Origin of the sequence: Cryobacterium sp. HLT2-28, assembly GCF_004402495.1 — a bacterium.
GTDB lineage: Bacteria > Actinomycetota > Actinomycetes > Actinomycetales > Microbacteriaceae > Cryobacterium > Cryobacterium mannosilyticum.
Genome location: NZ_SOFH01000007.1, coordinates 16950 through 43303, shown reverse-complemented (window position 1 = coordinate 43303; position 26354 = coordinate 16950). Strand labels below are relative to the sequence as shown.

Here is a 26354-nt window from a genome sequence, read left to right as displayed (position 1 = left end):
CTAGCGCTCCTCGTCCCGGCGCTCGAGCCGGGTCTGGAAAGTGATGAACACGATCGCGACGATCGCGACCACGACGGTGAGTGCCGTCGCGATCGTGGCGCCGTAGCCGACTTGCTGGTTCTGGAAGAACTCGCTGTACGAGTAGTAGCTGGGCACGATCGTGGACGTTCCGGGGCCGCCGCGGGTGAGCGCGTAGATCGGGCCGAACACCTTGAGGGCGGCGATCGTGCAGGTGAGGGTGACGACGAAGATCTCGGGCCGGATGATGCCGACCGTGATGGCCTGGAATCGCTGGAACCAGTTGGCCCCGTCGAGTTCGGCGGCTTCGTACAGCTCGGGGTCGACGCGTTGCAGCGCGGCCATGAAGATGACGATCGGGTAGCCGAGCTGCACCCAGACCATGATCACCATGATGCTCGCGAGGGCCGTGTCGGGGCTGCCGAGCCAGTTGTGCTGGAGCGACTCGAGGCCGACGGCGCCGAGCACCTGGTTGAGCGCGCCGTTCTCGGGGCGGAGGATCCAGCCGATCACGATCGCCGCGATGACCACGGGGAGGATCTGCGGCAGGTAGTAGGTGGCGCGGAGGAAGCTGGCGATCCTGCTGCCGAACTTCTTGCCCACCAGGTCGAAGAGCATGGCCGCGAGCACGAGGCCGAGCAGCGTCGGCACGATCACCATCGCGACGATCATCGCCACCGAGTTGCCGAACGAGGTCCAGAAGACGTCGTCACCGAACAGCTTCCTCCAGTTCTCGAAGTTGTTCCAGACCGGCGGGCGGATGCCGCGGTAGGAGGTGAAGGTCAGGTACAGGTTCCAGCCCAGCGGGATGAGAACGATGATGGTGAGGAGGAGCAGGCCGGGCAGAAGGTAGATCCAGAAGCCACGGCCGGTCGCGCCGGGGATGAGGCTGGTGATCGGGGCGGCGCCCGCGGGCGCCTTCCGCGAGGCGGTCTTCGTGCCGGCAAACGGGGCTGGTGTGGCCATCGTCGTGCCTTTCTTGGGTTGTCGGGCTTCGCGCCCGGTGGTCGAGCGTGTCGAGACCCCACGAGGGCCTCGAGCCGCCCCGAGTTGCGGAGAAAACGCCTTCACCCTCGGGTCAAGGGTGTTTTCTCCGCAATTCAGCGGCCGGGCGGACTACTTCTTAATGTCCTTGATGCCGTCTTCGTATTGGCCGCCGAGCTGGGTCAGCACGTCCTTGGACGACTTGGTTCCGTTGATGAGCTCCTGCAGGCCGGCATTGAGCTGGTCGTAGAAGGTCGGGGTGGGCCAGTCGGGGTAGAACGCGATGCCGTCTTCACCGGTGAGGGTGTTGAAGTTGTCGATCAGTTCCTTGCTCTTCGGGTCGGTGATGTCTGCCGCGTTCGCCGCGACGGGCACGCCACCGTTGTTGCCGATCAGGGCCTGGATCTCCGGTCGCATGGTGATGTCGATGAACTTCGCCGCGAGGTCCTTGTTCTTCGCGTTCTCCGGGACGACCCACATGTTGCCGGCGGAGCCGGGCGACATCTTCGCGCCGGGGTAGAGGAAGGTGCCCCAGTCGAAGCCCTTGACCTCGGTCGAGAAGCGGTTGTACCACCAGCTGCCGGAGAAGAAGATCGGGTTGGTGCCGGCGATGAAGGCGGTGCCGGCATCCTCTGCCTTGGTGCCGCTGGCGTCCTTGCTGATGTAGCCCTTGTCGGTCCAGTCCTTGATGGTCTCCGTGGCGTAGCTCAGTTCCTTGCCCTGCCAGTCGACCTTGCCCTTGTAGAGCTGGTAGTCGTCGACGAAGCTTCGGTCGGCCTTGGTGAGGGCGAGCTGGTACCAGAGCTGGCCCAGCGGGTACTCGGCGGCCGACTCGGCCAGCGGGGTGATCCCGGCGTCGGCGAAGGTCTTGAGCGCCGCCTCGAATTCGGCCTGCGTGGTCGGGATAGCGATGTTGTACTTCGCGAACATGTCCTTGTTGTAATAGACCTCGACGAATTCGCCGTAGTTGGGCACGCCGTACCAGGAGCCGGAGCCCATGATGCCGTTCTCGTCATACTTCGCCGTGGTCTGCAGCGACGGTGCGAGCTTGTCGGCCCAGCCGTACTTCTTGACGGCGTCGTCGAGGTTGCTCAGCAGGCCCTGGCTGGCCAGGAGCCCGGCGGTCGCGTTGCCCTTGTTGTACTCGAGCACGTCTGGGGCCTTGTCCGAGTTGAGCACCTGGCTCGCGGTCGAGCGGATCTGCTCGAAGCTCTTGGCCTCGAACTTGACCTTCGCGCCGGTCTCCTTCTCGAAGGTCTTGATCGCCTGGTTCCAGGCGATGCCCATCGCGCTCGTGTCGCTCTCGAAGTCCCACAGGGTGAGGGTCTTGCTCGCGTCGTCCGCCGCGCCGCCGCCCCCGCCGCTTGCACAGCCCGACAACAGGGCCGCCGTTGCCGCCATCGCCACGACGGCGAGAGTGCGCTTACCTAATCTCACGTTCTACCTCCTTGTAGTGGGCGACGCCGGCCGCCCCGAAACCCTGAGCGAAACGCAATCGAAACGCTTCGATAGTTGCAATGCCTATCGCCTGCCGAAACGCTTCGACAGTGGGTCGCTTTGAAGCATAAGGGCGGGGGCGACCCGCGCGCAAGGGGTTTGTTTAGATTTGCAACATATCCGCGCGCGGGCGGCGGGCCCGGTTCGGCGTCAGCGGAGCGGCGCGGGAGGCGCGATCGATCCGCGCTCGAGGTAGCGCGGCGGCACGAGCTCGACCCGGGGGGCGATCGGCCCGGCGACCTGCTCGATCGCCAGCTCCACGGCCCGCGTGCAGGAATCGGCCGCGACCAGGGGGATGGTGTCGAGGGCAGGCTCGAAGTGATCCGTCTCGAAGCTCGCGCAGGCGGAGATCACCGACAGGTCCTGCGGCACGCGCAGACCGCGTTCGCGCAAGATGTCCATCACGGCCGCCTGCACCGTCTCCTCGCAGTGCAGCACGAGGGCGGTCATCCCCGGCAACGTCCGGTAAAGCTCGTCGAGGGCCGCTCGCACGCTCGGACCGTCGCGCTCGGGCATGGCGAACGCGGTCGCGACCCCCTCCGCCGCCGCGGCGCTAAAGAAGCCGTCCCGGAACCGGGGCGGAAAGTTGGAGCCGCGCGCATACACGCCGGGCGAGTGACCGATGAGCCCGATCGACCGATGGCCGGCGTCGGTGAGTCGACTGATCGCCAGGGCTGCGGCGGCTTCGAAATCGAGGTCGACACAGACGAGACCCTCGGTGTCCCGCGGGATCCCGATGAAGACGGCCGGGGTGCCGAGTTCTCTGATCACCCCCACCCGGTCGTCTTCGGCCGCGACGTCGAGCACGATGATGCCGTCGACAAGCCGGCTGGAGGCGACTCTCCGCAGTCCGCTGGTGGCCTCATCCTGGGTGAGCAGCAGCACGTCGTAGTCGTGGGCGCGGGCGGCCTGCGCCACGGCGAGCACGAAGGCCATGTGCGCAGGCGCGTAGGTCTCCGCATGGAACGGCGCGGTCAGCGCGAAGATGTTGGTGCGCGTCCCGGCAAGCATGCGCGCTCCCGCGTTGGGCCGGTAGCCCAGCTGTTCGACGGCATTGGTGATGCGGAGCCGGGTGGAATCCGCGATCGACCTCTTGCCCGAGAGCGCATACGACACCGTGCTGATCGACACGCCGGCCACCCGCGCCACGTCGTGAATGCTCGCCATGAACCCCTCGAATCCCTTGTGCCACAGTCTGCCGCATGAAGCCGTGCCCGGCATCCGGCCAGGTCGTGCAGGCTACCGTGCGGGTGCGCCTGATTCCGACCGGTACTGCCCGACGCGCTCGGCCTGGTCTGCCTGCTCGGCCTCGGCGAGGGTGCGGATAACGCGGGCCGGGTTGCCGACGGCGATGACCCCCGGAGGCACATCCCTGGTGACGACGGAGCCGGCGCCGATGACACTGCCGTCGCCGATCGTGACACCGGGGCAGACGACGACGTTCCCGCCGAGCCAGACGTCGTCGCCGATCCGGATCGGCAGCACCCGTTCGTAGCCGGCCCGGCGTTCGCCGACGTCGAGGGCGTGGATCGGGGTGTAGAGGCGTGCGCTCGGCCCGACGAGCACGTTCTTCCCGATCGTGATCTCCCCGCCGCCGAGGGCGAGGAAGTCGGCGTTGATGAAGGTGCCGGACCCCACGTGCAGGCGCGAGCCGTAGTCCAGGTAGAGCGGCGGCCGGAATTCGACGCCCTCGCCGGCCGTGCCAAGCATCCCGGTGAACAGTTCCTGGGCGGCATCCCTGTCCTCGTCGAAGAGGGCGGTGATCTGCCGGCAGGTGCGCTGGGTGCCGATGGTCAGCTCGGCGAGCTCGGGGCCGGAGCGGTACCGGTACCAGTCCCCCGCCACCATCTTGTCGAATTCCGAGCGACCGGGGTCCGGCGTCGGCCTATTTGTTTGAGACATGAACATATCCTATCGGTGGCCGCCCGCCGAATCAGCGTCCGCCGCTGCGGCGCTTGTTGAAGATGTCGAAGGCGACCGCGAGCAGAAGCACAAGCCCCTTGATCGCCATCTGCCACGCCGCGTCGACCGAGAGGATCGAGAGGCCCATGTTGAGGACGCCCATCACCAGGCCGCCGACGATGGCCCCGACGACCGTGCCGATGCCTCCCTGAACCGCGGCACCGCCGATGAAGACGGCCGCGATGGCATCCAATTCGTAGTTCTGGCCGGCGGATGCCACGGCACCGCCCGCGCGGGCCGTGCTGACGACCCCGGCGAGGCCGGCGAGCACGCCCATGTTGACGAAGACGTAGAAGTTGACCCACTTCGTCTTCACGCCGCTCATCATGGCCGCGAACAGGTTGCCGCCGATGGCGTACACGTGCCGGCCGAACACGGTCTGGTTGAGCATGAACGTGTAGAGCAGGATCAGCACGGCAAGGATGATCAGGATGATCGGAGTGCCGCTATAGCCCGACAGCAGCCAAGCCAGCCACATGATGGCGACGATCGCGATGCCGTTCTTCAGCCAGAGCTGGGTGAGCGTCTCACGGGGCAACTCCAGCCGGCGGAGGGTCGCCCGGGTGCGCAGCTGCTGCAGCACGAGCGCCACGCAGGTGACCAGCCCGAGACCCAGGGTCAGCACGTCGCGTCCACCGAGTTCACCAAGGAAGCCCGGCAGCCAGCCGGCCCCGATCGCGGTGAACTGGTCGGGAAGCCCGCTGATGGTGCCGCCCGTCAGCAGGACGAGGGTGAGACCTCGGAAGATGAGCATGCCGGCCAGTGTCACGATGAAGGCGGGGATGCCCACGAACGCCACCCAGAAACCCTGCCAGGCCCCGACCAGCGCACCGACGAGCAGAGCGAGCAGCACGGACGCCCACCAGGGAAGACCCCACACGTTCGTGGCGATCGCCGAGACCGCACCGACCATGGCGACCACCGACCCGACCGACAGGTCGATATGGCCGGCGATGATCACGACCACCATGCCGACGGCGAGGATCAGCACGTAGGCGTTCTGCTGGATCAGATTGTTGACGTTGCCCGGCAGCAGCAGGCGCCCGTTGGTGAGCACCTGAAACAGCACGACGATGACGACCAGGGCGGCGAGGATTCCGTACTGGCGAAAGTTGATGGCCAGCCGCGGCTTGCGCTTGGCGGGAGTGGTGGTTGTCATTGCGGTTTAGTCCTTTCCCGCAGTCATGTAGTGCATGAGGGATTCCTGGGTGGCGTCGACGCCGGCGACTTCGCCGGTGATCCGGCCGTCGGAGATCGCATAGATGCGGTCGGAGATGCCGAGCAGCTCCGGCAGTTCAGAGGAGATCACGACGACGGCCTTGCCGGCGGCGGCGAGTTCGTTGATGATTCCGTAGATCTCGTACTTGGCGCCGACGTCGATTCCACGCGTCGGTTCGTCGAGGAAGAGGATGTCGGGGCCGGCGAAGATCCACTTCGACAGGACCACCTTCTGCTGGTTGCCGCCGGAGAGTTTGCCGGTGATGGCCGAGACGGTCGGCGCCTTGATGTTCATCCGGGTGCGGTAGCTCTCGGCGACCTTGTATTCCCGGTGGCGGTCGATCACCCCGTACTTCGCGAGGGTGGCCAGGGCCGCGGCCGAGACGTTGACGGTGATGTCGCCGATCAGGTTGAGGCCGTATTTCTTGCGGTCCTCGGTGGCATAGGCGATCCCATTCCGGATGGCCTCGTCAACGGTCCGCACGGAGATTTCCTCGCCGTTCTTGTAGACCCGACCGGAGATGTTGGTGCCGTAGGAGCGGCCGAACAGGCTCATTGCGAGTTCGGTGCGGCCGGCCCCCATCAGTCCGGCGAAGCCGACCACCTCGCCGGCCCGCACCGTGAAGGAGGCGTTGTCGACGACCTTGCGTGCCGTGTCGACCGGGTGGTAAACCGTCCAGTCCTCGACCCGGAGGATCTCCGCGCCGATCTTGGGTTCGCGCGGCGGGAACATGCTGTTCAGGTCGCGGCCCACCATTGAGCGGATGATCCGGGCCTGGGTGGCATCCGGGCCGTGCATGTCGATCGTCTCGATCGTCTTACCGTCACGGATCACCGTGACGGTGTCTGCGATCCGGCGGATCTCCTTGAGTTTGTGGGAAATGATGATGCAGGTGATGCCCTGCCCGCGGAGGTGTTCGATCAGGTCGAGCAGGTGATCGGAGTCTTCGTCGTTGAGCGCGGCGGTCGGTTCGTCGAGGATGAGCAGCTTGACCCGCTTGGAGAGGGCCTTGGCGATTTCGACGAGCTGCTGCTTGCCGACGCCGAGTTCGAGTACCTTGGTGGCCGGGTTCTCGTCGAGCCCGACCCTCGCGAGCAGGCTCGACGCCTCGAGGTTTGTCTTGTTCCAGTCGATGACGCCGCGCTTCGAGTTCTCGTTGCCGAGGAAGATGTTCTCCGCGATAGAGAGGTACGGGCTCAGGGCGAGTTCCTGGTGGATGATGACGATGCCGACGGCTTCGCTGTCGTTGATCGAGCGGAAGGTGGCTTCCTCGCCCTCGAATTCGATCCTGCCGTCGTAGCTGCCGTGCGGGTAGACGCCGCTGAGCACCTTCATCAGCGTGGACTTCCCGGCCCCGTTCTCCCCGCAAATGCCGTGGACCTTGCCGCGTTCCACTTCGATCGAGACCCCGTCGAGGGCTTTGACCCCACTGAAGTCCTTCTCGATGCCGAGCATCCGAAGAATCGGACTATTCATGACTGGCGCTCCTGTCAGCGTGTTTCATCGGTGGTGCAACGTGCCGTAGTGGTGGCGGGACCGGCCGGCCCCGCCACCCGGGGAGTCGACCTAGAGGCCGACGTCCGAGGCCTTGATGAACCCGGAATCGATGAGCTTGGTCTGCACGTCGTCCTTGGTGACGACCTCGGGGGCGAGCAGGAACGACGGCACGACCTTCTTGCCGTTGTCATAGGTCTTGGTGTCGTTGACCTCGACCGTGTCGCCCGCCGCGATGGACTGGATCATGGTGAAGACCTGTTTGCCCAGGGTGCGGGTGTCCTTCCAGACGGTCATCGACTGGGCGCCATCGAGGATCGCCTTGACGTTGGCCTTGTCGGCGTCCTGCCCGGTGATCAGCGGGTAGTCAGCGCCGGGCTTGTAGCCCGCGGACTTGAGCGAGGCTTCGATCCCGACGGCCAGGCTGTCGTTGGGCGAGAGCACGACGTTGACCTTCGCGCCGTTGCCGTAGAAGGAGGAGAGACGGTTGTCCATCTCGGCCTGGGACTTGTCAGAAGCCCAGCCCTGGATGCCGAGCGTCGTCCACTCGTCGTTGGACTTGGGCGCCTTGCCGCTGGGCACGACGAGCTGGCCGCTCTCGACGTAGGGCAGCAGCACGTCCCAGGCGCCAGAGAAGAAGAACTTGGCGTTGTTGTCGTCGGGGCTGCCGGCAAAGGGCTCGAGGTTGAACGGGCCCTTGCCATCGGCCAGGCCGAGCTGGGCTTCGATGAACTCGCCCTGCAGCTGCCCGACCTTGTAGTTGTCGAAGGTGGCGTAGTAGTCGACGTCCTTGGTGCCGTTGATCAACCGGTCATAGGCGATCACCGTGGCATCCTGCTTCTTGGCCTCGGCGAGCACGGGCGAGAGCACCTTGCCGTCGATAGATGCAACGACCAGGATCTTGGCACCACCGGCGACCTGGTTCTGGATCTGGCTGATCTGCTGGTCGGTCTTGTTGTCGGCGTACTGGAGGTCGACGGTGCAGCCGGCGTCTTCGAGCTGGGTCTTGAGACCCTCACCGTCGTTGATCCAGCGCTCGAGGCTGCGGGTGGGCATCGAAATGCCGACGTTGCAGTCGGCGATGGCCGCGCCGGTGCCGCCGGTTGAGCCGGTGGTAGTACCTGAACACGCAGCGAGGGAGAGCGCGACGGCTCCCGTGGCAACGATGGTGAACAGCCTCTTGGTTGTCGTCATGATCTGCTTTCTGCTCTGAATGCTGTGATCGCACGAGGAGGCAGAACTGCCGATCACCTCCTTGTAACGCTGGGTCGACATACGGTCGAACCGGTATGTTGACAAGCACAACATATAGCAATTGCGAGCGGTCTGACAACCCCCAGGCGAGACTGCGCGTCGAGACGGTCGCCGGGGCGCCAAACAGGATCGTTTTTCGACTGACTAGGCCTTCCCCGTGCCTGCGAATGCGTCAACTCCGCCCTTACGCGGTATCCGCCGTACGCCCGGTGAACCGAACGCCGACCTGGCCTCGTTCACCGGGCGGGACGGCGATTGCATCGTCGCGCCCCCAACTCGCTCGCCAATTCCGGCCAGGCAGTCGCGCCGGCTCGGATTCTGCCCTAATATGTTTCTAGCAACAACAAATCATCAACGTCGCTGACAGACAAGGATCACCATGGCAATCACGCCCACCCGCGAAGACAAGTTCTCCTTTGGCCTTTGGACCATCGGCTACAACGGCGCCGACCCGTTCGGAGGACCGACACGGCCGCCGCTCGACGTCGTCGACGGGGTCGAGAACCTCGCCCGGTTGGGTGCCTACGGCCTCACCTTCCACGACGACGACCTGTTCGCCTTCGGTTCCACCGAGTCCGCCCGCCAGTTGCAAATCGACCGGGTCAAGCAGGCCTGCGCCGACACCGGCCTGATCATCCCGATGATCACCACCAACCTGTTCAGCGCCCCGGTGTTCAAGGACGGCGGCTTCACCTCGAACGACCGCAGCGTGCGCCGATTCGCGCTCCGCAAGGTGCTGCGCAACCTCGACCTCGCCGCCGAGCTCGGCGCGAAGACCTTCGTGATGTGGGGCGGACGCGAGGGCGCGGAGTACGACGCTGCCAAGGACATCCGTTCGGCGCTCGAGCGCTACCGCGAGGCCGTCAACCTGCTCGGCGACTATGTCACCGACAAGGGCTACGACATCCGCTTCGCGATCGAACCGAAGCCGAACGAGCCGCGCGGGGACATCCTGCTGCCGACCGTCGGCCACGCGATGGCCTTCATCACGACCCTCGAGCGCCCCGAACTGGTCGGCGTCAACCCCGAGGTCGGCCATGAGCAGATGGCCGGGCTCAACTTCGCCGCCGGCATCGCCCAGGCGCTCTACCAGGGCAAGCTGTTCCACATCGACCTCAACGGCCAGCGCGGCATCAAGTATGACCAGGACCTCGTCTTCGGCCACGGCGACCTGCACAACGCGTTCGCCCTCGTCGACCTGCTCGAGAACGGCGGACCGAACGGCGGACCGGCCTACGACGGGCCGCGCCACTTCGACTACAAGCCGAGCCGCACCGAGGACATCACCGGCGTCTGGGATTCGGCGGCCGCCAACATCCAGACCTACCTGCTGCTCAAGGAGCGCGCCAAGGCCTTCCGCGCCGACCCCGAGGTGCAGCAGATGCTCGCCGCGTCGATGGTGCCCGAGCTCGCCCAGCCCACGCTCGCCGCGGGCGAGAGCTACGACGACCTGCTCGCGGACCGCGCCTCGTACGAGGACTTCGACACGGACGCCTACTTCGGCGGCAAGGNCCCCCCCCCCCCCCCCCCCCCCCCCCCCCCCCCCCCCCCCCCCCCCCCCCCCCCCCCCCCCCCCCCCCCCCCCCCCCCCCCCCCCCCCCCCCCCCCCCCCGGTGCGGCATGTCACGCTCATCTGGGGGGCGCGACATTCCGCCGGGGCACCTGCCCCGGCCAGCCGGGTCGTCGGGGCTAACTCAGGAAATCCGGCGGATGCCCCGCCGCGCGGCCCGGAATTCCGCCGCACGCGCCCGGTGGCTTCCGGAATCTCCTGAGTTGGCCCCCCGCCGCAGCCCCGCGACAGCCCCGGCGCAGACCGACCCGCAGCACACCCCCACTGAGAACGCCCCATTGAGCGGAGAATGAAGCCATGTCACTGGTTGCCGGAGTCGACTCGTCGACGCAGAGTTGCAAGGTCGTCATCCGGGATGCCGCAACGGGCGCCCTGGTGCGGAGCGGGCGGGCGTCGCATCCGGACGGCACCGAGGTCGATCCGGAGCAGTGGTGGGACGCGCTGCACGCCGCCCTCGCCGACGCCGGCGGGCTCGCGGATGTCGCCGCCCTCTCGATCGCGGCGCAGCAGCACGGCATGGTCGCGCTGGACGGCGACGGCGAGGTCATCCGCCCGGCCCTGCTCTGGAACGACACCCGCAGCGCCCCGGCCGCGGCCGACCTCGCCGCCGAGGTGGGCGCCGGCGAGTACGCGCGCCGCACCGGCGTCGTGCCCGTGGCCTCCTTCACCGCCACCAAGCTGCGCTGGCTCCGGGATGCCGAACCCGCCAACGCCCTGCGCGTCGCCGCCGTGGCGCTCCCGCACGACTGGCTCACCTGGCGGCTGCTCGGCTACGGCCCGGCCGGCCGAAGCCCGCTCGGTCCCGACCTCTCCGCCCTGACCACCGACCGGTCCGACGCGAGCGGCACCGGCTACTGGTCCCCGGTCACCGGCGACTACGACCTCGAGCTGTTCGAGCGCGCCCTCGGCCACGCCGCGGTCCTTCCCCGCGTGCTCGGCCCCGGCGCCACCGCCGGCACGACCGTGCACCTGCCGGCCCGTTCGAACGGAGAATTCGGCGACACGCCGGCATCCGTGGCGCGACACGCCGCCTCCGGCCAAGAAACTCCGCCTCAGGCACACACCGCCAGGGCCGACGTCCCGGCCGGGATCGTCGTCGGCGTCGGTGCGGGCGACAACGCCGGCGCCGCGCTCGGCCTCGGCGCATCCGACGGCGACGTGATCGTGTCGATCGGCACGAGCGGCACCGTGTTCGCGGTGACCGACCACCCGGCGACGGATGCTTCCGGCACAGTCGCGGGATTCGCCGACGCCAGCGGGCTCTTCCTGCCCCTCGTCGCCACGCTCAACGCCGCCCGGGTGCTCGACGCCGTGCGCGGGCTGCTCGGCGTCGACCATGACGAGCTCGGCCGGCTCGCCCTCGAGGCCGAGCCCGGTGCCGGCGGGCTTGTGCTCCAGCCTTACTTCGAGGGTGAGCGCACCCCGAACCTGCCCGACGCGACCGCCACCCTGTTCGGCCTGACCCTGGCCGGGGCGACCCGGCCGAACCTCGCCCGCGCGGCGGTCGAGGGGCTCCTCTGCGGGCTCGCCGACGGGCTCGACGCCGTGCGGGCCCAGGGCGTGGCGGTGTCCCGCATCCTGCTGATCGGCGGTGCGGCCCAAAACCCGGCCGTGCGCACGATCGCCGCCCAGCTGTTCGAGAACCCGGTCATAGTGCCGGCCCCCGGCGAGTATGTCGCGGACGGCGCCGCCGTTCAGGCGGCCTGGGCACTCGCCGATCACCGGCCGGACTGGCCGCTGTCCATCGCCGCCCAGCCGGCGCAAGACTTCCAGCCTGTCATCCGAGCACAGTACGCGGCGCACCGGGTCACCGGCTGACCCGCCCGTTCCGCCCTCCGCCCGCGGCGGGTCACTCCAGCGCGCGGATGCTCCAGCTCGCCCGATGTGACTCCCCCGGCGCCAGGCGGATCAGGTCGGTCCCGGAATTGAAGGCATCCGGCGGGCATGTCATCGGTTCGACGGCCAGTCCCAGACGGTTGAGTCCCGGGGCAGGCAGATCGGCCGTGTGAATCTGCAGCCACCCGCACTCGGGGCCGAAACTCATCGCCACCCCACGGCCGGACACTTCCCTCAGCTCGACGGTTACCAGGCCAGTGCCGAGCTCGGCACTGAGGCTTCCCCCGACCAGTCCATCGCGGCCGGACCCCTTCCTCGCCGGCTCTCGCACGATCCCGGTGAAGGCATGGTCGATCTTCGTGGCGCCGATCGAGCGGGGCCTGCGAAAGTCGAATGATCCGTCGGGACCGTCGGCGACCTCGGCGAGACCAGCGGGCAGCAGCCGATCGGGCGTGACGCGCAGGTAGCTGTCGGCCGGCAGGGTGAGCAGCCAGCTGTTGAGCGGCGAGTCCCCCGCCCTGAGGTAGGGGTGCGGGCACACTCCATAGGGTGCCGTGCCTCCGCCGACGTTCGTAGCCTCGACGGTCGTCGTGAGCCCGTCGGGGCCGAGCTCATACCGGGCGACCAGATCCAGGTCGAACGGGTAGCCGGCGCTTGACGGCAGCCGGAGCCCGAGGACGACCTCTGCCGTGGTTCGTTCGAGTAGCCGCCAGTTCCGGTCGAAGACGAGCCCGTGCAGGGCGCACTCCCGGCCCGGTTCGTTGACCGGCAGCTGCCGGTCGACACCGTCGACCGGGTAACGACCCGAGGCGATCCGGTTGGGCCAGGGCGCCGCGAGGGCGCCGCGGAAGTTCGGCATCGGCTCGTCGGCGGGGAAGCCGACGATCAGGTCCCGCCCGTCGTGCTGAAGCAATCGCAGGCCAGCCCCGGTCCCGGTCACCACGGCCCGGTACCCGTGCCACTCGAACTCGTACTGGATGCCGTTCGCCGAGACCCCGGCCACAAGCGTCACTCCGTCCGCAGCGCCAGCGCCGTCCACGACACCGGCGGCAGGGTCAGAGTGACCACGCCTGTGCCGAGCGCGGCGGATGCGTTCACTGCCAGCCCTACGCGGTCGCGCGCGTCAAGCGTGTTCGCAGCGTGGACATCCGCGTCGGTCAGCGTCTGGACGTCGACGATCCCGACCGGGCCGAGAGCGGCGATGTCGATCGTGATCAGGGCGTCCTCGGTCTGCGAACGATTCACCAGGAAGACGGATGTCGCCCCGCTCGTCGCATCGTGCGTCGCCACCGCGTCGACCAGCGGCACGGTCCCGTACACGGCGGTGTCGTAGCTGTCCGCCTCGAGCTTCACCTCGAGCGTGACCCCGGTGGCAAGCCGCGAAGTGAGGGCGAACGGGAAGAACGTGCTCTGCCGCCAGGCCGGGCCGTTCGGCTCGGTCATGATCGGCGCGATCACGTTGACCAACTGCGCCAACGACGCGCTCGTCACCCGGTCCGCATGCTTGAGCAGCGAAATCAGCAGGCTGCCGAACACCACGGCATCCGCCACCGTGTACGCGTCCTCGAGCAGGCGCGGCGCGACCGGCCAGTTGTCGATCCCGGTGATCTTGTCGACACCCTCGAACCTGTCGATGTACCAGACGTTCCACTCGTCGAAGGAGATGTTGATGGTCTTGTCGCTGCCGTTGACGGCCTTCACATGGTCGGCCGTGGCGACCACCGATTCGATGAACCGGTCCATGTTCACGCCGGAGGCCAGGAACGATCCGAGGTCGCCGTCCTTCTCTTCGTAGTAGGCGTGGCAGGAAATGTAGTCCACGTCGTCGTAGGTGTGGCCGAGCACGACGCGCTCCCACTCGCCGAAGGTCGGCATCTGTGCGCTCGACGACCCGCAGACAACCAGCTCGATCGACGGGTCTAGCTGGCGCATTCCCTTCGCGGTGCGCGAGGCGATCTTGCCGTAATCATCGGCCGAGCGGTGGCCGAGCTGCCACGGCCCGTCCATCTCGTTGCCCAGGCACCACATCTTGATGCCGAAGGCATCCCGTTTTCCGTTCTTGATCCGCTGCTCAGCGAGGGCGGTGCCATTGCCGAGGTTGGCGTACTCGAGCAGGTCCAGGGCCTCGGCCACACCCCGGGTGCCGAGGTTGACAGCGAGCATGAGTTCACTGCCGACCTTCTCGAGCCATGACGAGAACTCGTGCAGGCCGATCTGGTTGGTCTCGGTGGAATGCCAGGCCAGGTCCAGCCGCGTGGGGCGCTCGGCCCGCGGCCCGACGCTGTCCTCCCAGCGGAAGCCGGAGACGAAATTGCCGCCGGGGTACCGGATCGCAGAGACGCCAAGCTCCTTGACAAGGTCGATGACGTCTTCGCGGAAGCCCTCAGCGTCGGCCGTGGGGTGTCCTGGCTCGTAGATGCCGTCGTAGACACACCGGCCGAGGTGTTCGACGAACGATCCGAAGAGGCGACGGTTGATGGCTCCGACCTGGAAGTGAGGGTCGAGGGTCAGGCGAGCGGTAGACATGGGGTTTCTTTCATCGTGCGGGTCAGGTGGAAAAGAATGAGAAACGGATGCCCGGGGCCGGGATCGGCGACTACTTGAGCGCGCCGAGGGACAGGCCGCCCTGCCAGTACTTCTGCAGGGAGAGGAATGCGATGATGAGCGGCAGCACCGAGACGAAAGCGCCCGTGACGATCAGGTTCCAGACCTGCTCGCCGCCGGCCCCGGCGTTCGAGAGCGCCTGCCAGTTGTTCAATCCCACGGTCACAGGCAGCAGGTTCGGGTCGCTGAGCACGGCCAGCGGCAGGAAAAAGTTGTTCCAGGTGCCGACCACGGAGAGCAGCAGTACGGTGACGATCGCCGGCCGCAGGAGCGGCAACGCCACCTGGAAGAAAGTTCGCAACTCACCGGCTCCGTCGACTCGGGCAGCGTCGAGCAGTTCGTCTGGAATCGCGTCCTGGGTGTACACCCGCATCAGGTAGACGCCGAAGGGGCTCAGGAGCGAGGGCAGGATGACTGCCCAGATCGTGTTGACGAGGCCGATGTTGCTCAGCAGAACGAAGGTCGGGATGACAAGTGCGGTCATAGGCACCATCACGGCGCCGAGCAGCAACGAGAAGAACGCGTTGCGGCCCCGAAACCGGTATTTGGCGAACCCGTAGCCGGCCAGCACCGCAAGTATTGTTGCGCCGACGCCGCCGGTGATCGCGTAGAAGAACGAGTTTCCCAGCCAACGCCAGTAGATCCCGCCCTGGTGTTCGAACAGCCCGGCAATGTTGCTGAACAGGTTGAAGTCCTTGTCGAACCAGAGCGGGCCGCCGGTGCCGCTGAACAGCCCCGACGTGTCCTTGGTCGCGGCGACGGCCAACCACCACAGTGGGGTGATGAAGTAGATCACCAGCACGAGCAGCAGCACGTGCGACCCGATCCGTCGGCCGCCGTCGCGGCCCGAGTTGCGCCGTCGCACGATCACGGTGGGGCCGATGCCGGCCGGATCCGACGGGGCATCCGGCCGGGGCGTGAGAATTGCCATTATTTGAGTCCGCTCTGCTTGCGGGTGACGAAGAGGAAGAGGTAGGAGCCGATGAAGACCACGATTCCGAGCGAGAACGAGATCGCCGAGGCGTAGTTGAACTGGCTGTAGGAGAACGCGAGCGAATAGGCGTACATGTTCGGGGTGTACGAGACCGGAATGGCACCCTGGGCGACGGCGCGCAGCACCTGCGGTTCGGTGAAGAACTGCAGAGTGCCGATCAGGGAGAAGATCAGCACCATGACCATCGACGAGGAGATCATGGGTACCTTGACCCGGAGGGCGATCTGGCGACCGTTCGCGCCGTCAAGGCGCGCGGCCTCATAGATTGCCGGGTCGATGCCGCGGAGGGCGGCGTAGATGATGATCATGTAGTACCCGGCCCACTGCCAGGTCACGATGTTGACCAGGCTCGCGAAAATGCTTCCTTTCGCCAGGAAGTCGGGCGCTGCCAGCCCGATGAGGCCGAAGATGTCGGTTGCGGGACCGAACCGGGGGCTGTACAGGAATCCCCACATCAGCGCGCCGATCACGACGGGGATGGCGTAGGGCACGAAGATCATCAGCCGGGAGAACTTCGACAGCGCGGTGGAAAGATTGTCGAGGACGAGCGCGGCAACGAGCGCGACGATCATCTGGGCGGGGATCATGATCAGAGCGAACTGGCCGACCCGGCCGAGGCCACCCAGGAAGATCGGGTCGCTGAACGCTTTGACGTAGTTCGCCAGCCCGGTGAACGTCGTGCCCGTGGCGAGGGTGTTCGTCTGCAGGCTCATCCAGAACGCGTAGGCGAGCGGCGCGACGAGAAAAGTGAGGAAGACGACCCCGAACGGGGCCACGAAGAGCCAGCCCCACCTCTGGCGTTTGCGGTCCATCCGGTCGATGCCGGTTCGTCGCGGCGCGCGTCTCGGAGGCGACAATGCCTTCTTCGCGTTTGCCGCGGTCGTGAGTGCCATGTTCGTGTCCTTTGCTGGGCTGCCGGGGCAGAGCGTGAGGTGCTGCCGGCCGGTGGTGGTCGACCGACCGGCAGCGGGGACGGCTGGATCGCCGGATGACCTACTTGGCGACGGTGAAGCCCTGTTCCGTCGCGTACTTGACGAGGCTGGCCTGGAGGTCGTCGAGGGCCTTCGAACCGTCCTGCTCGCCCTGCACCATCGAGTAGAGCTCTTCGGTCAGCTGGTCGTACGCGTAGTTCTGGAACGGACTGAAGGTGGCGCCTGTGTAGCCGGCAGCCGCATTCAGGAAGACTTCCTTATTGATCTGCTGCCCGCCGAAGAAGGGGTACTCGAGGTTGGTGAAGTAGTCCGAATCGAGCATGGGCGTGTAGGAGGGAAACAGGGCTCCCTTTTCCACGCCGATCTTCCAGGCTTCGTCGGTGCCGAAGATTCCGATGGCGACCTCGGCCGCGAGCTTCTTGTCCGTGGCCTGGCTGGTCACTGCGAAGGTCGAGCCACCCCAGTTGACCTGGACCGGGTTGGCGGCGTCCCACTGTGGCAGCGGAGCGACGCGCCAGACGGCATCCGCGTCAGCGTCTGACAGGCCCTGCAGGTAGCCGGGGCCCCAGGCAGCGGCGAGGTAGACGGCATAGGTGCCGTCGACGAGGCTCGTGTTGTAATCGGCGGTGAAGGCGTCGTCGGTGGTGACGAGGCCCTTCTGCACGAGGCCGTTCCAGTAGTTCAGCACGTCTTTCGACCCCTGGTCGTTGACGGCAATGCCGACGTCGGTCGGGCTGGTCGAGTCATAAACGAACGGGACGGATCCGGCCTGGGCGAAGAGGGCCTGGTTGAATGCACGGCCGTTGGTCGGGAAGTTGACCAGGACCCCATCGGAGCCGGCCGTCTTCAAGGTCTGCGCGGCAGTCTCGAACTCGGCCCAGGTGGTGGGCACGGGAATCGAGTACTTGTCGAAGAGGTCCTTCCGATACAGCATGCCCATCGGGCCGCCGTCGACCGGGATGGCGTACACGGAATCGCCACTGGAGGCATCCTTCCAGGACCCCTCTGTGTAGTTGGCCTTCACGTCATTGGCGCCGAACTCGGTGAGGTCCACGAGCGCCTTGCGAATGGTGAAGCTGGAGAGCACCTCAGACTCCAGCATGACGACGTCGGGCGCACCTGATTTCGACTCGATCGCGGTGGAGAACTTGGTGTACTCGTCGTTGCCCTGGCCGGCGTTCGTCCAACAGACCTGCACGTCCTCGTGGGTCTTGTTGAACAGGTCGACGACCTCTTCGAAGGCGGGATACCAGGCCCAGACGGTGACCTGCGGTGCGGTCTTGTTGACGATCTTGTTCGTGCAGGACGCTTCCGTCTTGGCCGCGGTGCCGGCGGAGCATCCGGTGAGGGCGGCCGCGGCGACGGCAATGACGCCGATCGTGGCCAGGAGCTTGGTCTTCATGTCGTGTAGTTTCCTCTCACGGTGCGTGAACACCGTTGTTCAATGCTGTGGTCAGTGCCGGGGCGACTGAGTCATGCGGGAGATGGTGCGTGGGACGAACCAACGCGAGAGGCGAGTCATCGTCGACGCGTTTACAACGTTGTAGGTAAACGTTGTAAATTCATCATGCGAGCCTGGCGACCCGCTGTCAAGTGAAATCGAAAAATTCGGCCGAACGAATCCCTGCGTGAGGATCAGGCGGCGGCGTGGGCCGTGGACTCGCGTTCGACGATCCGGAAGTCGGCCAGGATCTCCCGTGGAGGCAGCGCCAGGTCGGTCGACGCGATGCGCTCCAGAAGCACCCGCACGGCCGTCTCGGCGATCTCCTCCCGACCCGGGTCGATCGTGGTCAGGGTCGGCAGACTGTACTGTGCCTCATCCAGGTCGTCGAAGCCGATGGCCGCGACATCCTTCGGGATACGCAATCCGGCCTCCTGCAGCACCCGCATGGCACCCAGGGTGAGGGTGTCGTTGAGCCCGAAAACCGCGTCGAAGTCCACTCCGGAGGCAAGCAACGCGCGCATCGCGTCGGCGCCGTTGGAGCGGTGCCACAGGGTCGTGTAACCGATCAAGGCAGGGTCGAACGGGATCCCCGCGGCCTCGAGCGCCTCGCGGTAACCGCGTAGGCGCAGGCCGGCCGACCCGATGACCTCGCCTTCATGGGCGCCGACGACGGCGATCCGACGCCGTCCGAGTGCGATCAGGTGCTCCGTGGCGGCCCGGGCGGCATCGACGTTTCGCATGGTGACATGATCGGTCGGCCCGCCGAAGATCCGCTCGCCGAGGAGTACAAGCGGATAGCCCACCCGCAGGTATTCGGAATCGTCGCTGTCCATGCCCAGCGCGCTGAAGATCAGCCCGTCCGTGAGTTGGCGACGCGGGCTCGTGAGCAGCTCGACCTCGCGGGCGCGGTCGCCGCCGGTTTGTTCGATCAGCACAGTGACACCGTGGCGTTCCGCAGAGCGGATCACAGCATCCGCCAGTTCTGCGAAGTAGCTCAGCGACAGCTCGGGAACGGCAAGTCCGATCACCCCGGTGCGCCCGGAGCGCAGGCTGCGGGCCGAGAGATTGGGCCGGTAGTCAAGCTCTGCGATCGCGTCGAGCACCCGCTGCTTGGTCGTCGGGCGGATGTGCGGGTAGTCGTTGATCACGTTGGAGACGGTCTTGATCGACACCCCGGCGATCCGGGCGACGTCGTGAAGCGTTGCCGCCATGAAGTCCCCGTTCATTCACTGACGGATGGTCGGCATCCGTTCTCTTCGCATGTTACAACGTTGTACCGAATTCATCGGGCCGGTACGAAGCGGCGAGGCGCGCGCCGGCCCGCTCGAGCCACGCGGCCGCGTCGCGGGTCGCGCTCTCCCGGCCGCCGGCGAGGTCGGTGAGGGACACCACAGCCGTGAAACCGGTGGTCGGCGCCTCAATCAGCCCGGCCACGAGCATCGCCTGCGCCCCGGCGTCGGCGGCGAGCGCGGCCAGGTAGCCCGGCGCCTTCCCCGCCGCCGATTGGGAGTCGAACCGGCCTTCTCCGGTCACGACGACGGATGCCCCCCGCACCGCCGCCGGAACCCCCAGCGCCCCCGCCACGGCATCGGCCCCCGGGGCGAGAGTCGCCCCCCAGGCCAGCAGCCCGAAGCCCGTTCCGCCCGCGGCCCCTGCGCCAGGGATCTCCGCGGCCGCCGCACCCGGAGCGGCCGCCGCACCCGTACCCACGGCCGCCGCACTCGCACCCACACCAGCACCCGCATCGGCGGCCCCAACCTCGGCCCCGGCCCGCGCGTCCCCGACGGCGGCCGCCCACCGGGCCAGCCCGGCCTCCAGACCCGCCACCTGCTCCGGGCTCGCGCCCTTCTGCGGGCCGAACACGGCGGCCGCACCCCGCTCGCCGAGCAGCGGACTGGTCACATCAGTGAGCACGAGCGCCCCTCCCGGCGGCAGCGGGCGCAGGCCGGACAGCTCCACGGCGGCCAGCCGGGCGAGGCCGTGGCCGCCCGGCGGCACCGGTCGGCCCGCCGAGTCGAGGAGCACGGCGCCGAGCGCCCGGAGCATGCCCGAGCCGCCGTCGGTCGAGCCGCTGCCGCCGATGGCGAGCAGCAGCCGGGTGACTCCCTGGTCCAGGGCGGCGGCAATGGCCTGGCCGAAGCCCAGCGTGTGCGCGTCGAGCGGCCGCAGCCGGTCGAGCAGGGTGATCCCGCTCGTCGCCGCCAGCTCGACAACGCCGGTGCCGTCCGGCAGCAGCAGCCAGTGCGTGTCGACCGGCCGGCCGTCCGGTCCCGACACGGTCACCGGCATCCGGGTCGCGCCCGGCAGAGCGAGTTCGAACGGGTCGAGGGTTCCCTCGCCGCCGTCGGCCATCGGCAGCAGCCGCAGCCGGTCCTGCGGGCGGACGGATGCCCAGCCCGCCGCGATCCGGCGCGCGGCGTCGCTCGCCCCGATCGTGCCCTTGAACGAATCCGGCGCGATCACAACCACCCGGCCGCCGGCACGGGCAGCGGTCCGGGAAGGGGGATTCGACACTGGTGACCTCCGATGGTGCTGCGTGGCCATTCTGCTCCTGATGCGCCGGAACGCCCGGCCCCGGCGCGATCAACACGGCTAGGGTGAGGCCGTGACCGACTACGCCGCGCTCCCCATCGACGCCGATTCCCACGCCGCCCTGGCGGCCGACGGCCTCGAGTTGCGCCTGATCGACCCTGCCGATGACTCCGCCGTGACGCGCTGGCTGCAGGCGGATGCCCGCGGCTTCCACGATTCCGCGCCCGGCGCGGAGTCGCTCGCCGCCCAGGCCGCGGAGGTGGCCGGCGACCGGATCACGGCCGTGCTCGACCCGGCGGCCGCCGATCCGGGCACGCCCGTCGCCACGGTGCGGTGCTGGCCGATGGACGTCACCGTTCCCGGCGGCAGCCTCCCGGCCTGGGCGATCAGCTCGGTCACGGTGGCACCGACCCACCGGCGCCGGGGCATAGCTCGCGCCCTGCTCACCGCCGAACTTCGCACCGCCACGCGGCTCGGCCTGCCGCTGGCCATGCTGACCGTCTCCGAGGCCACCATCTACGCCCGCTACGGATTCGGCCCTGCCGCGCACCAGGCCGGCTACACGATCGACACGACCAGGGCCCGCTGGGCCGGTCCGGGGTCGGCCGGCCGCCTGCACCTGGTCGCGCCGGAGACCCTCCTGACCGACGGGCCGCCCGTCTTCGCCCGGGCGCGAGAGCTGGCCGGGGCGGCCGGCGAGGTCGACCGGCGGGAAGGCTGGTGGCGGCAGGCGCTCGGCCTGATGCCGGCAGCGCCGGGCACCCCCGAGCTCACCCTCCGCGCCGTGCGTTTCGACGACGCCGACGGCATCCCCCAGGGTTTCGCCCTCTATCGGGTGGCCCTCGGGCCCAACGGCTACCCGGCCCGGCTCGATCTCGCCGACCTGGTCGCTGCGACCGACGACGCCTACGCGGGCCTCTGGCGATTCCTGCTCGAGATGGACCTGGTCAGCGAGATCGCAGCCCCGCTCCGCAGCGTGGCCGAGCCCGTCCGCTGGCAGGTCGCCGACCCGCGCGCCCTGCGCAAGACCGACGAGCGCGACCACCTCTGGCTGCGCATCCTCGACCTGCCCGTCGTGCTCGGCCGGCGCCGCTACTCCGCGCCCGGCACCTTCCACCTCACGGTGAGCGACGACCTCGGCTTCGCCGACGGCGAGTTCCGGCTCACGGTGGACGAACACGGCCGCGGCGACGCCCGACCGGTGACCGCACCGGCCGCATCCGACGGAGTGCGGGTCTCCCTGTCCGCCGCGGACCTGGCCAGCCTCTACCTCGGCGGCACGAGCGCGGCCACCCTCGCCAGGGCAGGCCGGCTCAGCGAGGGCAGCACGGATGCCGCCGCGCGCCTCGACGCCGCGTTCCACACCATTCAGCCGCCGCACCTGAGCACCTGGTTCTGAGCCGCGCGGGGGTGGGACCTCATCGTCGTCGAGCCCGCCTTATCGCGGAGCGGGCTGTCTGACGACGTGGCCGAACGTGATCACGGCGCTTCCTCTCTTGTGCCCGGATTCCACGTACTGGTGGGACAGGGCGGCGTCTTCCATCCGGTCCGTCCGGCCGATGAAGGGCACGAGTGCGCCCGACTCGGCGAGCGCCCCGAGGAAGACCAGGTTCTTCGCCATCTCGTCCTGCCCGGCCAGGCCGGTGAACTCGATCGCGGCTTTCCTCCGGCCGAACCGGGAGGTCCAGGCCATCCAGCCGAGGATCGCGGGTGAGGGCACCGTCGTGAGGAACAGGCCGTCGCGCGTGAGCGCCCGGCGGCTGCGGGTGAAGGAGCTCTTCCCCACGGCGTCGAAGATCACGTCATAGCGCTCCCGGGCGTCGGTGAAGTCCTCGGCCGCGTAGTCGATCACCACGTCCGCTCCCAGTGCGCGCACCGCTTCGCCGTTGGCGCCGCTGCACACCGCGGTGACGCGTGCGCCGCAGTACTTGGCGAGCTGGACCGCTGCGGAGCCGACCGCCCCGGCGGCGCCGTTGATGAGGATCGACTGTCCCGGCGCGAGCCGCGCGCGGTCGCGCAGGAACGGAAGCGCGGTGACGGAACCGTCGAACGCCGCGACGGCGTCGATGTCGCTCAACCAATCCGGGGTTCGAATGATCACTCCCGCCTCGGGAGCCACGACGTATTCAGCGTGTGCGGCGAAGCCGACGACGTTGACACCGGTGACGCGGTCGCCGACCGCGAATCGGGTCACGTCACCACCGACCGCCTCCACGGTGCCGGCGAAGTTCGTGCCGAGCACCGGCCACTTGGGCCGGGTCACCCCGAAGTAGAGTCGCGCCATCGCGGCCCCTCGTCTGGCCTCGACCATCGCCGCGGTCACGACCGAGGCCCGGTTGCGCACGAGCACCTCATGTGCACGGGGGACCGGCCTGGCGATCTCCTCGATCTCCACGCAATCCGGCGGACCGTAGCTGCGCGAGACGACGGCCCTCATGCGATCGCCGGCCGGGGGTGTGGGTTCCATGGCTTCACTTCCTTACGTTGTATGTAATTACAACTTACGTTGTAGGTTTATTTTGTAAGCACTCTATGCGTACGTGGTAAGGTTTGTCAACCGAAAAGTGCAGGAGACCGACATGGCATCACCGCGCAAGGCAACGCCAGCGCCTCGAATCCGCCTCAACCGCGAGCGGGTGATCGCCGCAGCCATCGTCCTCGCCGACACCGGGGGGCTCGAGGCCCTCACCATGCGGCGCCTCGGCGACGACCTGAACGTGGAGGCCATGTCGATCTACAACCACGTGGCCAACAAGGACGACCTGATCAACGGCATGGCCGATGCGATCTTCGGCGAGATCGAGTTGCCGTCGCACAGCGACGACTGGAAGAGCGCCATCCGCAAGCGGTCGATCTCCTTCCGTGAGGTCCTGGCCCGTCACCCCTGGGCGACCACCGTGCGAGATTCCGGGACCAATCCGGGACCGGCCACCCTCCGGCACCATGACCGGGTGATCGGAACCTTCCGCAACGGCGGGTTCTCGGTGGAGAAGACGGCCCACGCGTTCTCGGCCGTCGACAGCTACATCTACGGGTTTGCGATGCAGGAGAAGAGCCTGCCCTTCACCACATCGGAGGAAACAGCGGCGATGGCCGCGATCATGCTGGCGCAGTTGCCTCGCAGCGAATACCCTTACCTGGCCGAGCTCACGGCCGACCACGTGTTGAAGCCGGGGTACTTCTACGGTGACGAGTTCCTGGTCGGGCTCGACCTCGTACTCGACGGGCTCGCGACCATGCTGGGCGCCGACCAGCACCCTGGCTCACAGCCGCCTCACAGCCGCGCCGCACTTCGCCGATAGGCGCACGCCGTAACCTTGAACCGAAGAGTCAGCCCAGACGAAACGGTGCACAGCCAGATGAACAGCAACGCCTACGGCAAGCCAGTCCCCCCGAAGAAGGACCGCCGCGAGCAGGCGCGCGAAAGCGCCCGGCTCATGCGCGAGGAGCAGCAGAAGCGCGACAAGCGCAAGCGCCTCTTCATGCGCGGAGGGATCGGGGCCGGCCTGCTCGCCGTTGCGGCGATCGTCGCCCTGGTGATTGTCAACAGCGTCGGACCTGCCGCCGCCGGCCCGGCCAACATGGCCAGTGACGGCATCCTGCTGACCGGCGACGGTTCGGCGATCACGGCCACGCCGACGAAGGCCCTCGCCGCCGACGCCAAGCCGATCGCGACCGACCGCACCGCCCTCACCGGCACCGCGAACATCGCCGTCTACGTCGACTACCTGTGCCCGTATTGCGGCCAGTTCGAGGCCACCAACGGCGCGCAGATCGCGAGCTGGGTCACCGCCGGAACCGCCACGCTCGAGTTCCACCCGATCTCGATCCTCGATTCCAACTCCGCGGGCAGCAAGTACTCCACCCGGGCCGCCAACGCGGTCGCCTGCGTGGCGAATTACCAGCCGGACGACTTCCTCGCCGTGAACATGGCCCTGTTCGCCAGCCAGCCCAAGGAGAGCACCACCGGGCTCACCGACGCCGAACTGGCCGGCCTGGTCAAGACCGCCGGGGTCACCGACAAGAAGGTGGCCTCCTGCATCACCGACCGCGCCTTCGCGAGCTGGCTGGGCGCCGCCACAAAGCGCGCCCTGGCCGGCCCGCTGCCGGATGCCGACATCAAGAAGATCAGCGGCACGCCGACCGTGCTGGTGAACGGCGTCGCGTACACGGGCGCCCTCGACAACGCCACAACGTTCTCTGACTTCGTGACCGCCCAGGTCGCCGCGAAGTAGAGTCCCGCATGCAGGTTTTCGGCCAGACCGTCGACGACGAGACCCGTTGCGTGCACTACCGCACGCCGGCGGACATCGTGGCGATCAAGTTCGCCTGTTGCGGCCGGTTCTACCCCTGCTTCCTCTGTCACACGGCCGGGGAGATGCACCCGGCCCGGCAATGGCCGGCATCGGAGTGGTCTGAGCCGGCCATCCTCTGCGGCGCCTGCCGGGGCACCCTGAGCATCACCGATTACCGGCAGGTCACCCGGTGCCCGCAGTGCTCGGCCCCGTTCAATGACGGATGCCGCGCCCACGCTCACCTGTACTTCGAGGTTCCGGCGCCCACCGCCTGAGCGCGCGCGGCATCCGGGTCTGCGCCTACTGCGGCCCGGCCCGGTCGGTCAGCCAGGCGAACGGATCGGTGGGGGTGACCCCGTCGAGGAGGATCTCGAAATGCAGGTGCGGCCCGGTGCTCTGCCCGGTGTTGCCCACGGCGCCGAGTTGGTCGCCGACGGATACGGCTTGCCCGACGGCCACGGCGAGCGAGCCCTCCTGGAAGTGCGCGTAGACGCTGCTGACGAGCCGCCCGTCGATCGTGTGGTCGAGCACGACGTGCACGCCCAGTCCGCCGTCGTCGTAGGCGGACACCTCGCGCACGACGCCGTCGGCTATCGCGTGCACGGGCGTTCCCTCGCCGGGGAGCAGGTCGAGCCCCTTGTGGAACGACGAGCAGCCGGCGCATGGCGAGTCCCGCGGGCCGAAGCGGTCGGAGAGCCGCACCGCCGTCGGGAACGGCCATTGCACGGCGGGTCGGGCCGCGGCCGCGGCGCTGGCCACGGCGGCCGGTGTCTGGCCGACGGAGTAGCCGTCCCGCGCGATCGCGGCCACGAGCACGTTGCCCGCGTCAAGGCTCTGCGCCGGACCGGTCGACGCCGCCGCCGCCGCGATGAGCGACGGGCCGGACGAGCCTTCGCGTTCGACGGCCTGGGCCGGAATCGCGAGCACCGTGGTCAGCAGGGCGGCGAGCACCATCGAGAGGAACGCGAACGCGGCCGGCCTACGCGTCCGCATAGGCGCCTTCCAGCGAAGTGGTCGGGCAGGGCACAGGAGTAGAGCGAAGGGTCATCGGGGATCTCTCGTCGGGGGTCGGGGAGCGGATACCTCGTTCAGACGGAGATGCGTTCACGGCGTGGAGCTGGCCCAAGGGAACGACGCTCCCTCGTCGGGAAGTGTCCTGGGGCACACCTGGGTCGGCATCGGGCCAGGCGCGCAAGACTTGAGAATATCTCGGCATCCTGTGAAAGCCATGACCGGGCCGGCCATCCCGCGCCCGCGCGGAGCGGGTTGAGCCGCGATCGCCCGACGGCGGCCGACAGGCACCCTCAGGCGTCCGCCCCTCAGACCCCCGCCCTCAGGCCCCCACTCAGACGGCGGCGAGCAGCGCCGCGAGCGAGTCGAGGGCGCCCGGCACGAGGCGGTAGTAAGCCCAGGTCCCGCGCTTGTCCCGCGTCAGCAGTCCGGCCTCGACGAGCACCTTGAGGTGGTGCGACACGGTCGGCTGGCTGAGTCCGAGCGGTTCGGTCAGGTCGCAGACGCAGGCCTCGGCATCCGGGTGCGCAGCCACCATCGAGACCAGGCGCAGCCGGGCCGGGTCGGCGAGCGCCTTGAGGGACCTGGCCAGCGCCTCCGCGGCCTCCGCTCCGATCGCGTCCCGGCTCGCCGGGGCGCAACACGCGGCATCCGCCCCGGTGATCACGGGGGTCTGGATCTCGATGAACGACATGAGAACAGTATCCC

At 68.1% G+C, this 26354-nt stretch carries 22 protein-coding genes and 1 pseudogene; 6 read left to right on the top strand and 17 right to left on the bottom strand.

Annotated features, from left to right (window positions below):
* From E3O48_RS02655 to chvE, 7 genes are all read right to left on the bottom strand, one after another.
* Window positions 1-984, bottom strand: coding sequence for a carbohydrate ABC transporter permease (locus E3O48_RS02655; protein ID WP_134537215.1), 984 nt, complete (start codon window positions 982-984; stop codon window positions 1-3).
* 150 nt (window positions 985-1134) lie between these two features.
* Complete coding sequence (locus E3O48_RS02650) at window positions 1135-2403, bottom strand: extracellular solute-binding protein (RefSeq protein ID WP_134537280.1); 1269 nt, start codon at window positions 2401-2403, stop codon at window positions 1135-1137.
* A 246-nt stretch (window positions 2404-2649) separates the two neighbouring features.
* Window positions 2650-3666: a LacI family DNA-binding transcriptional regulator gene (locus E3O48_RS02645; RefSeq protein ID WP_134537214.1), complete on the bottom strand. Its 1017-nt coding sequence runs from the start codon at window positions 3664-3666 to the stop codon at window positions 2650-2652.
* Between the two features lie 72 nt (window positions 3667-3738).
* Window positions 3739-4401, bottom strand: coding sequence for a sugar O-acetyltransferase (locus E3O48_RS02640; RefSeq protein ID WP_198413015.1), 663 nt, complete (start codon window positions 4399-4401; stop codon window positions 3739-3741).
* Between the two features lie 31 nt (window positions 4402-4432).
* Window positions 4433-5620 (bottom strand): multiple monosaccharide ABC transporter permease, encoded by a 1188-nt coding sequence (gene mmsB, locus E3O48_RS02635; protein WP_134522815.1) that lies wholly within the window; start codon window positions 5618-5620, stop codon window positions 4433-4435.
* 6 nt (window positions 5621-5626) lie between these two features.
* On the bottom strand, window positions 5627-7156 hold the full coding sequence (mmsA, locus tag E3O48_RS02630; protein WP_134508846.1) for a multiple monosaccharide ABC transporter ATP-binding protein: 1530 nt from the start codon (window positions 7154-7156) through the stop codon (window positions 5627-5629).
* A 90-nt stretch (window positions 7157-7246) separates the two neighbouring features.
* Window positions 7247-8368: a multiple monosaccharide ABC transporter substrate-binding protein gene (gene chvE, locus E3O48_RS02625; RefSeq protein ID WP_134537213.1), complete on the bottom strand. Its 1122-nt coding sequence runs from the start codon at window positions 8366-8368 to the stop codon at window positions 7247-7249.
* A 439-nt stretch (window positions 8369-8807) separates the two neighbouring features.
* On the opposite strand from chvE, the pseudogene xylA reads away from it, so the two are divergent.
* Both xylA and E3O48_RS02615 read left to right on the top strand, forming a co-directional pair.
* Window positions 8808-9938 (top strand): annotated as a pseudogene (gene xylA / locus E3O48_RS02620) (xylose isomerase); the annotation flags it as partial.
* Window positions 9939-10295: 357 nt separating this feature from the next.
* Window positions 10296-11816 carry a xylulokinase gene (locus E3O48_RS02615; protein WP_134537212.1) on the top strand — a complete coding sequence of 507 codons (1521 nt, stop codon included), beginning with the start codon at window positions 10296-10298 and terminating at the stop codon, window positions 11814-11816.
* 31 nt (window positions 11817-11847) lie between these two features.
* Here the strand turns inward: E3O48_RS02615 and E3O48_RS02610 are convergent, their stop codons facing one another.
* The 7 genes from E3O48_RS02610 to E3O48_RS02580 form a co-directional block, all read right to left on the bottom strand.
* Window positions 11848-12846 (bottom strand): aldose 1-epimerase family protein, encoded by a 999-nt coding sequence (locus E3O48_RS02610; RefSeq protein WP_241982370.1) that lies wholly within the window; start codon window positions 12844-12846, stop codon window positions 11848-11850.
* The gene (locus E3O48_RS02605; protein WP_134537211.1) at window positions 12843-14360 is read right to left on the bottom strand and encodes an alpha-N-arabinofuranosidase; all 1518 of its coding nucleotides are present in this window, start codon (window positions 14358-14360) and stop codon (window positions 12843-12845) included. The genes E3O48_RS02610 and E3O48_RS02605 overlap by 4 nt, the downstream gene beginning before the upstream one ends.
* 70 nt (window positions 14361-14430) lie before the next feature.
* On the bottom strand, window positions 14431-15369 hold the full coding sequence (locus tag E3O48_RS02600) for a carbohydrate ABC transporter permease (protein WP_134537210.1): 939 nt from the start codon (window positions 15367-15369) through the stop codon (window positions 14431-14433).
* Entirely contained in the window at window positions 15369-16325 is a 957-nt protein-coding gene (locus E3O48_RS02595; RefSeq protein ID WP_231382741.1) for a carbohydrate ABC transporter permease, read from the bottom strand. The genes E3O48_RS02600 and E3O48_RS02595 overlap by 1 nt, the downstream gene beginning before the upstream one ends.
* A 100-nt stretch (window positions 16326-16425) precedes the next feature.
* Window positions 16426-17766 carry an ABC transporter substrate-binding protein gene (locus E3O48_RS02590; protein ID WP_134537209.1) on the bottom strand — a complete coding sequence of 447 codons (1341 nt, stop codon included), beginning with the start codon at window positions 17764-17766 and terminating at the stop codon, window positions 16426-16428.
* 233 nt (window positions 17767-17999) lie between these two features.
* Entirely contained in the window at window positions 18000-19019 is a 1020-nt protein-coding gene (locus E3O48_RS02585; protein ID WP_134508860.1) for a LacI family DNA-binding transcriptional regulator, read from the bottom strand.
* Window positions 19020-19071: 52 nt separating this feature from the next.
* A complete protein-coding gene (locus E3O48_RS02580; protein WP_241982369.1) occupies window positions 19072-20322 on the bottom strand; it encodes a glycerate kinase in 1251 nt (416 codons plus the stop codon).
* Window positions 20323-20413: 91 nt separating this feature from the next.
* On the opposite strand from E3O48_RS02580, the gene E3O48_RS02575 reads away from it, so the two are divergent.
* On the top strand, window positions 20414-21739 hold the full coding sequence (locus E3O48_RS02575) for a GNAT family N-acetyltransferase (protein WP_134537207.1): 1326 nt from the start codon (window positions 20414-20416) through the stop codon (window positions 21737-21739).
* A 39-nt stretch (window positions 21740-21778) separates the two neighbouring features.
* Here the strand turns inward: E3O48_RS02575 and E3O48_RS02570 are convergent, their stop codons facing one another.
* Window positions 21779-22807, bottom strand: a complete 1029-nt coding sequence (locus E3O48_RS02570) for an NAD(P)-dependent alcohol dehydrogenase (protein ID WP_134537206.1) — start codon at window positions 22805-22807, stop codon at window positions 21779-21781.
* A gap of 112 nt (window positions 22808-22919) precedes the next feature.
* Between E3O48_RS02570 and E3O48_RS02565 the strand changes: the two genes are divergently transcribed.
* Genes E3O48_RS02565 through E3O48_RS02555 form a run of 3 tightly spaced genes read left to right on the top strand, consistent with a single transcriptional unit; the run spans window position 22920 to window position 24910 of the window.
* Window positions 22920-23642 carry a TetR/AcrR family transcriptional regulator gene (locus E3O48_RS02565; protein ID WP_134537205.1) on the top strand — a complete coding sequence of 241 codons (723 nt, stop codon included), beginning with the start codon at window positions 22920-22922 and terminating at the stop codon, window positions 23640-23642.
* A 57-nt stretch (window positions 23643-23699) separates the two neighbouring features.
* Complete coding sequence (locus E3O48_RS02560; RefSeq protein ID WP_134537204.1) at window positions 23700-24575, top strand: thioredoxin domain-containing protein; 876 nt, start codon at window positions 23700-23702, stop codon at window positions 24573-24575.
* 8 nt (window positions 24576-24583) lie between these two features.
* The gene (locus tag E3O48_RS02555; protein ID WP_134537203.1) at window positions 24584-24910 is read left to right on the top strand and encodes a CHY zinc finger protein; all 327 of its coding nucleotides are present in this window, start codon (window positions 24584-24586) and stop codon (window positions 24908-24910) included.
* A gap of 25 nt (window positions 24911-24935) precedes the next feature.
* Here the strand turns inward: E3O48_RS02555 and E3O48_RS02550 are convergent, their stop codons facing one another.
* Window positions 24936-25628 (bottom strand): M23 family metallopeptidase, encoded by a 693-nt coding sequence (locus tag E3O48_RS02550; RefSeq protein WP_134537202.1) that lies wholly within the window; start codon window positions 25626-25628, stop codon window positions 24936-24938.
* A 352-nt stretch (window positions 25629-25980) separates the two neighbouring features.
* Window positions 25981-26340: a metalloregulator ArsR/SmtB family transcription factor gene (locus tag E3O48_RS02545; RefSeq protein ID WP_134508875.1), complete on the bottom strand. Its 360-nt coding sequence runs from the start codon at window positions 26338-26340 to the stop codon at window positions 25981-25983.
* Between the last annotated feature and the right edge of the window lie 14 nt (window positions 26341-26354).

Coding starts and splice junctions, on each gene's coding strand:
- E3O48_RS02655 (WP_134537215.1), bottom strand. CDS start 984: ATGGCCACACCAGCCCCGTTTGCCGGCACGAAGACCGCCTCGCGGAAG.
- E3O48_RS02650 (WP_134537280.1), bottom strand. CDS start 2,403: ATGGCGGCAACGGCGGCCCTGTTGTCGGGCTGTGCAAGCGGCGGGGGC.
- E3O48_RS02645 (WP_134537214.1), bottom strand. CDS start 3,666: ATGGCGAGCATTCACGACGTGGCGCGGGTGGCCGGCGTGTCGATCAGC.
- E3O48_RS02640 (WP_198413015.1), bottom strand. CDS start 4,401: ATGTCTCAAACAAATAGGCCGACGCCGGACCCCGGTCGCTCGGAATTC.
- mmsB (WP_134522815.1), bottom strand. CDS start 5,620: ATGACAACCACCACTCCCGCCAAGCGCAAGCCGCGGCTGGCCATCAAC.
- mmsA (WP_134508846.1), bottom strand. CDS start 7,156: ATGAATAGTCCGATTCTTCGGATGCTCGGCATCGAGAAGGACTTCAGT.
- chvE (WP_134537213.1), bottom strand. CDS start 8,368: ATGACGACAACCAAGAGGCTGTTCACCATCGTTGCCACGGGAGCCGTC.
- E3O48_RS02615 (WP_134537212.1), top strand. CDS start 10,296: ATGTCACTGGTTGCCGGAGTCGACTCGTCGACGCAGAGTTGCAAGGTC.
- E3O48_RS02605 (WP_134537211.1), bottom strand. CDS start 14,360: ATGTCTACCGCTCGCCTGACCCTCGACCCTCACTTCCAGGTCGGAGCC.
- E3O48_RS02600 (WP_134537210.1), bottom strand. CDS start 15,369: ATGGCAATTCTCACGCCCCGGCCGGATGCCCCGTCGGATCCGGCCGGC.
- E3O48_RS02595 (WP_231382741.1), bottom strand. CDS start 16,325: ATGGCACTCACGACCGCGGCAAACGCGAAGAAGGCATTGTCGCCTCCG.
- E3O48_RS02590 (WP_134537209.1), bottom strand. CDS start 17,766: ATGAAGACCAAGCTCCTGGCCACGATCGGCGTCATTGCCGTCGCCGCG.
- E3O48_RS02585 (WP_134508860.1), bottom strand. CDS start 19,019: ATGGCGGCAACGCTTCACGACGTCGCCCGGATCGCCGGGGTGTCGATC.
- E3O48_RS02570 (WP_134537206.1), bottom strand. CDS start 22,807: ATGGAACCCACACCCCCGGCCGGCGATCGCATGAGGGCCGTCGTCTCG.
- E3O48_RS02565 (WP_134537205.1), top strand. CDS start 22,920: ATGGCATCACCGCGCAAGGCAACGCCAGCGCCTCGAATCCGCCTCAAC.
- E3O48_RS02560 (WP_134537204.1), top strand. CDS start 23,700: ATGAACAGCAACGCCTACGGCAAGCCAGTCCCCCCGAAGAAGGACCGC.
- E3O48_RS02555 (WP_134537203.1), top strand. CDS start 24,584: ATGCAGGTTTTCGGCCAGACCGTCGACGACGAGACCCGTTGCGTGCAC.
- E3O48_RS02550 (WP_134537202.1), bottom strand. CDS start 25,628: ATGCGGACGCGTAGGCCGGCCGCGTTCGCGTTCCTCTCGATGGTGCTC.
- E3O48_RS02545 (WP_134508875.1), bottom strand. CDS start 26,340: ATGTCGTTCATCGAGATCCAGACCCCCGTGATCACCGGGGCGGATGCC.